This is a genomic window from uncultured Lamprocystis sp. (assembly GCF_903933125.1).
GTDB lineage: Bacteria > Pseudomonadota > Gammaproteobacteria > Chromatiales > Chromatiaceae > Thiodictyon.
In genome coordinates this window covers 1-6,122 of the sequence record NZ_CAIZIZ010000474.1, presented here as the reverse complement: position 1 = coordinate 6,122, position 6,122 = coordinate 1, and the positions used below count along the sequence as shown (strand labels likewise).

Genomic DNA, 6,122 nt, shown 5'->3' with positions numbered 1-6,122 from the left:
GCCGTTCATGGTCGTTGTCGTGACCATCTCCGGGAACAGTTCCGCCGCAGCGTCAGCCGCCTTTTCGCCTTCGCAGACTAAGACGATGGCGTCAGGACGCGCCGCGATCCGGTCAAGGTGGTACAGGGGCCGGGGCTCCGGCGGGGCCTTCCATTGCCAGTGGCCGCCCGGTGTCCAGGTTAGGGGCATGAAGACCTTTCGCCCGTCCGGCGGATCGAAACGACAGACGAAGCAGAGGGGCCGCCCCGCCGCATCGACGTATGCCCACATCCGCGAGGGGGCGCCTCTGGTAGGGTGGGCTTTGGGTTGACGTTTCAGCGCGTCCGCAGGGATCGGCACCCGTGCCGGTGTCTGCTTCGGGTTCAGCCGCGCCGGCTCGGGAGCCGGCCGCTCAGCGCGTGGGTTGGTCTGGGCATCCCCGATCTTGATCCCGTACCGCTCCCCCAACGTCGCCCGCGCGCCGTCTAGGTCCAACCTGTCACGCCGCATCACGAAATCAAGGACGCTTCCCCCTTGTGCATCGCACCCAAAGCAACGAAAAGCGCCGCTCTTAAGGTTCACGCCAAAAGACCCGTTCTTATCCTCATGGAACGGACACATAAAGTTTTGTGTCCACCCGTCATCTTGGGCCTTGAGGGCTGGGGCGCGCTCGATTTCACGTCGATAGAAGTCGGCGGGGTCTATCGCCCGTTTGATTGCGTCCGGCCGCGGTAGCCGCGGGCCTTGCCTTTGGTTGCTTGCTGTCTTATCATTTGATTCGCTTCTATTTTTCGCCTGGTCGCGGTCATCGCTCCGGGCGTTTTCTTTTTCGGCGCCCATGGTGGCTATCCTTATGCCGCCATGGGGCTAGGTCTGCGCTTTTCCGGTGGGTGGGTTTTCGACACCTTGCGCCCGACCTTTGGACGCGGCGGGCTCATCGTCGGGTTGCTGTCGATCCAGGCACAGAACTTCACTGGGTCAATCAGGATACGGCGCCCCATCCGCGATACCGCGCCAGTCTTAGCCAGGCCGTTATTTTCCGCATGGAACAGCGCCCATCGGACACCGCCCAAAGTCAATCCGGGCTGGTACGCGGCCAGTTGCTTGACCGTCAGTTTGAGACTTGGCGGCGGCGGGAGGGTGCCAGGGTTAGGGGTGGATGCGGGTGCATCGGTGTTCATGGGTGCCTCGCTATGGGTTGGGCTGCAATGCGCGGTGTTGCGCTTAATTGCTGGGTCAACCGTAGCGGGCGGGGTTCGGGTCGTGGCCGAACTTCGGGCAAACTTGCCCGAACTTCGGGCTAGATTACAGGTCAGGTAACCGTTTCAGATACTTCGTGATGGTGTCTTGGACCATTTTGGGAAAGTACTTATTAACGTCTCGGGCGATCACGCTGGTCATATCGCTTCGATTTTGCTTGAGTTTTGCAACAGTCCCCGTCCCATACTTCGCTTCGATCACGGCCGCTAGGATATCCAGCGCCGACGGTTCCTCGCGTGGGGATAGTTCAGCAGGCTTCTTTGGAGTAGCTTTTGATGCGGGTTGGCGCTTTGCCGCCGCGGGGGTTTCTGGCTCATTGTCCCCGATCTGAACTACGGCCGCAGGCTCGGGCGCGCTAGTGGCCTCAGGTTGTTGCCTGTCGTCCCTGAACAGAAACAGGGGGCGTTCGCTTTTTTGGTTCGCCAAGCTCAATAGTGCAGTACGGGTAACTTTTCGCTCGGTATAGTGGTGCTCTACCCTATCGTATCCAATGAATCCGCCCCGCCCGCGCGCCGGGTGGTGATAATCGCGCAGGTCACCCACACGGAGCTTTTCCCCAATTTCCCGCGCAAGCGCCCGTACCTTGGGAGAGCACGCATCATCCGCAACTGAATCACACTCGGGCTCGATGTTAATCCATAGGGCCGCAGCTTGAGCGATAGTGAACGCGTTTACTAAGTCCCATGCCGCATAGTCTGGCGCGCTCACTTGGCCCCCTCCCCGAAGTACCGCGCATTCATCCGCTCGACCACGGAAGCGGTATGGGCCTCACTCAGGTGGGCGTACCGCTTGACCATGCTCAGCGTCTTGTGCCCCAAGACTTCGGCAATCTCGGCCAGGCTCGCGCCGTTCATGGCGAGGTAGGATGCGGCGGTATGGCGTAGATCGTGCCAATGGAAGTCGGCAATCTCCGCGCGCTTCAGGGCGGTCTCGAACGGGGTGCGTAGGTCTACCGGCTTGGCGGGGCGGAGACGGCCGGGAAAGATCAGGTCGGTATCCAGACGGCGGACCTTGGCGCGCTCGCGCAGAAGGTCCAGGGCAGGACCGGCCAGGGGCAACACGCGGACCTCGCCGTTCTTGGTTTCGTGCAAGGTGGCAACGCGGCGGGTAAGGTCTACCTGGGGCCAGCGTAGCCCCATGATTTCCTGTTGCCGGGCTCCCGTGGACAGGGCCAGGATCACGGCCGGGTAAAGATCCTTGTTACTCGACTCCCGGCAGGCGGTCAGGAAGCGTTCGCGCTCATCATCGGACAGGAAGCGCACCCGGCCGCGGGGTTCCTTGGGCTTCGTCACCTTCAACAGCGGATTGAACTCGATCCATCCCCATTCCTTCACGGCCACGGTGAAGCAGTGCGACAACACAGCGAGGTAACGGTTGACGGTGGCCGGTGAACGGGTCCGCTCGGGTCCGGCCTTGGCTTGGTCCTTTGCCATGCTCGGGACCGGCTCACGGCTCAGGGTGTCGCGGTACTCGGCAATCAGGGCCGGGGTCACATCGGCCAGGGTCCGGGCGCCGATCTGGTCTTTCCACCAAGTCAACTGTGTTACCTGGGGGCCTTGGGTCTTGGCCTTCTTGGTCGGCAGCACGTCGCGGGTGTAGCGGTCAATCAGGTCGGCCAGGGTGTGCCGCTTGGCTTCCACGGTCCCGAAGTGCCGCCCTTCACGGATCGCGGTTTCGGTCGCACTGGCCCACTTGCGCGCATCGGTCAGGCGCTCGAAGGTGGCACGCTGCGCCGGGTAGCCTTTCAGTCGGACCTCGACGCGGTAGGAGGTTGCGCCGGTACTGTCGGTGCGCTTGGTCAGGGTCGCCATGGGTCAGGCTCCCATGGTCGGACGAGTGCGGGCGTTATACTTGGCGGTAGCCATGGCGGAACCTCGTTGACAGGTTGCGTGGTGGTCAGGGCCTCGGGTCGGGTTCCAGCCGATTCGGGGCCTGTTCGTCTCTGGGCTAAAGTCTACAACAAACCGCAGAAAACGCCAACTGATGATAATCTATCCGATGTTGTTATATCGCAAGTCAATGTTATTCAAGCTATCTGTGAGTGCGCCATGAGTCCAAGGCGCGCTTATGGCGCAGTCGCAGAAAAAACGGGGTCGAATCCGGGCCATTTGGCCGGTCTTGACGAGGGTGTTTCAGGTGTCCGGCAGGGTGCGCCGGATCGGTGGGCAGGGTGCGCCTTATTGTCGGGTGTTGCGGGCTAGTGCGCCATGAGTGCGCCACGGCAAAGAAAAAGGGCTTACCGTTTCCGGTAAGCCCTTGTTTTAGTTGGTGCGCCCTGCGCGACTCGAACGCGCGACCACCTGATTAAAAGTCAGATGCTCTACCGACTGAGCTAAGGGCGCGAGACTGCTCAGTATAGGCGTCTTAGGTGGTATTTTGAAGCCCCGCGTTTGGGATTTCCGGATGACGTAAGATCTTCGGCATTCAGTGTGATCGTCGGCGGTGAACAACGGAACGTCTTGGTTCACCGATTCTCCAATGCGTTCATGATCTTCTGTTGTCCAGTGGCCGCCGCCAAGGTGTTGTAATCCAGTGATCCGCCAACGTCCACGCGTTCTCTGGCCCGCGGCTTTGCTTGCGGTTGTGGCCCTCTGTGCCCTGATCGGCTGGCTGGGCTTGCGGGCCTGGGTGGCGGCCACCCCAGTGCCGGATTGGCACGTGCGGACCTCCAGTGTGGTGCTGGATCGGGAGGACCGGCTGTTGCGCGCCTTTACGGTGGATGGTGGACGCTGGCGCCTGCCGCTGGTTCTCGAGGCCGTTGACCCGCGTTTTCTCGCGCTCTTGCTGGCCGTTGAAGACCGGCGTTTCTATCGGCACGCGGGGGTGGACCCGCTGGCCCTGGCGCGGGCGGCGACTCAACTGGTGACTGCGGGTCGGATCGTCTCCGGCGGCTCGACCTTGAGTATGCAATTGGCCCGGCTCCTGGACGGCGGGCGGACCCGCGTGCTGGGCGGCAAGGTGCGCCAGGCGCTCGGTGCGCTGGCCTTGGAGCGGACGGCGGAGAAGGCGCAGATTCTCACGGCCTATCTGACGGTCGCGCCTTACGGCGGGAATCTGGAGGGGCTGCGCGCCGGGTCGCTGGCCTGGCTCGGCAAGGAGCCGAAGCGCTTGAGTGCGGCGGAGGCGGCTTTGCTGGTCGCTTTGCCGCAGGCTCCGGAGGCGCGTCGTCCCGACCGGAACCCGGCGGCGGCCCGCCGCGCGCGCGACCGGGTGCTGGCGCGCGCGCTGGCGCTGGGCCTGATCGATGCGGAGACCGCGACCGCCGCGCGCCGCGAGCCGGTTCCCACCGGCCGCCGGCTTTTTCCGCTGCTGGCCCCGCATCTGGGCGCCCGGCTGGTCCGGTCCGCGCCGGGGCGCGGGGTGCATCGGGTGACCTTGGACGCGCGGTTGCAAGGGGGGTTGGAGTCCCTGGCGGCGGAGCGGGCGGCGGCGATCGATCCGCGGGTCTCGGTCGCGCTGCTGGTGGCCGATCACGGCTCCGGTCAGGTGCTGGCCGAGGTCGGGTCTGCCGGGCTCTTTGCCGGCGACCGCCAGGGCCATGTGGATATGACGCGCGCCTTGCGCTCGCCGGGCTCCGCGCTCAAGCCGCTGATCTACGGTTTGGCCTTCGAGTCCGGCATCGCCCATCCGGAGAGTCTGATCGAGGATCGGCCGACCGCCTTCGCGGGCTATGTGCCGGGCAATTTTGACCGTGCCTTCCAGGGCACGGTGACGGTGCGCCGGGCGCTGGCCCTGTCGTTGAATGTCCCGGCCGTGCAGCTCCTGGACGCGGTGGGTCCGGCCCGCCTGATCGCGCGGATGCGCCGCGCCGGGGCCGCGCCGGTGCTGGCGGATGCCGCGCCGCCCGGACTGGCCATCGGGTTGGGTGGGCTGGGCGTGACCTTGTTCGACCTGGTACGGATCTATGGAGCCATTGCCCGCGGCGGCGCGCCGCTGGACCTGACGGATTCGCGCGACGGTGCGGCGGCCAATCCGGACCCTGAGTCGATCGCAGACCGCCCGCGCGTTCTGGACGCGCGTGCCGCCTGGTATCTGACGTCCATCCTTCAGGAGGTTCCCGGCCCCGTCGGCACCGCCCCGGCGGGGATCGCGTTCAAGACCGGAACCTCTTACGGCTATCGCGACGCCTGGGCGCTCGGCTACGACGGGCGTCATGTGGTGGGGGTCTGGGTCGGCCGTCCGGACGGTGCGCCGGTTCCGGGGCTCAAGGGAGTGGACGCGGCGGTGCCGATCCTGCTCGACTGTTTCGCGCGCCTGGGTCCGCGGGTGCCGCTGCCGCCCGCGCCGGCCGGCGTCCTGCTCACGGCGACCCAGGCGCTGCCCCCGACGCTGCGCCAGGCGCGGGTGCGGGGAGCGGGTGTGGGGGCGGTCGCGACGGGTCCGGAGATCGCCTTTCCGCCGGACGGGGCGCGACTGGAGATTGGCTCCGACACCGGCGCGGGGGAGGGCGGCGGGCTGGCGCTCAAGGTTCGCGGCGGACAGCCGCCCTTCACCTGGTTCGCCGACGGTCGACCGATCGGCCGGGAGCCCTTCGCCCGTCTCCTCTGGTGGCGGCCTGCCGGTCCCGGTTTCACGGCCATTGCCGTGGTGGACGGGCACGGGCGGTCCAGTCGGGTTATGGTGTATCTGCACTAAACCGCGCCCAGCGCGGTATGCGATGTTTTTGGATGGGATCGGCCCCGGCAGATGCGACGATTGCTGGAGATGGCGCGGTTTAGGACCGCTTTGCAGAATCGGCGGCACATGCCTATCCGGTTGACTCAGGAAGACACTACCGGTAGTGTTAGCGGTGTCCGAGTTTTTGCGATGCCGGAGGTGACTATGGCTCACGCCAAAGTTCCGCACCATGACCCGGCGGCGCTGCCCGATGACGTTGAAGCCCG

5 protein-coding genes and 1 tRNA gene are annotated in these 6,122 nt (G+C 65.2%); 1 reads left to right on the top strand and 5 read right to left on the bottom strand.

Going from position 1 to position 6,122, the window contains the following annotated elements; genetic code table 11:
- From QZY03_RS25805 to QZY03_RS25785, 5 genes are all read right to left on the bottom strand, one after another.
- Window positions 1-819, bottom strand: an 819-nt coding sequence (locus QZY03_RS25805; RefSeq protein ID WP_295586009.1) for a CHC2 zinc finger domain-containing protein, incomplete at its 3' end; no start/stop codon positions are given.
- Window positions 820-830: 11 nt separating this feature from the next.
- Window positions 831-1,160 carry a hypothetical protein gene (locus tag QZY03_RS25800; protein WP_295586006.1) on the bottom strand — a complete coding sequence of 110 codons (330 nt, stop codon included), beginning with the start codon at window positions 1,158-1,160 and terminating at the stop codon, window positions 831-833.
- Window positions 1,161-1,284: 124 nt separating this feature from the next.
- Window positions 1,285-1,947 carry a hypothetical protein gene (locus QZY03_RS25795; protein WP_295586003.1) on the bottom strand — a complete coding sequence of 221 codons (663 nt, stop codon included), beginning with the start codon at window positions 1,945-1,947 and terminating at the stop codon, window positions 1,285-1,287.
- Window positions 1,944-3,050, bottom strand: a complete 1,107-nt coding sequence (locus tag QZY03_RS25790; protein ID WP_295586000.1) for a site-specific integrase — start codon at window positions 3,048-3,050, stop codon at window positions 1,944-1,946. The genes QZY03_RS25795 and QZY03_RS25790 overlap by 4 nt, the downstream gene beginning before the upstream one ends.
- A 455-nt stretch (window positions 3,051-3,505) precedes the next feature.
- Window positions 3,506-3,581: transfer RNA gene (locus QZY03_RS25785), tRNA-Lys, on the bottom strand.
- A gap of 190 nt (window positions 3,582-3,771) precedes the next feature.
- Here QZY03_RS25785 and pbpC point away from each other — a divergent pair.
- Complete coding sequence (gene pbpC, locus QZY03_RS25780) at window positions 3,772-5,874, top strand: penicillin-binding protein 1C (RefSeq protein WP_295585997.1); 2,103 nt, start codon at window positions 3,772-3,774, stop codon at window positions 5,872-5,874.
- Window positions 5,875-6,122 lie beyond the last annotated feature (248 nt).

Coding starts and splice junctions, on each gene's coding strand:
- QZY03_RS25800 (WP_295586006.1), bottom strand. CDS start 1,160: ATGAACACCGATGCACCCGCATCCACCCCTAACCCTGGCACCCTCCCG.
- QZY03_RS25790 (WP_295586000.1), bottom strand. CDS start 3,050: ATGGCGACCCTGACCAAGCGCACCGACAGTACCGGCGCAACCTCCTAC.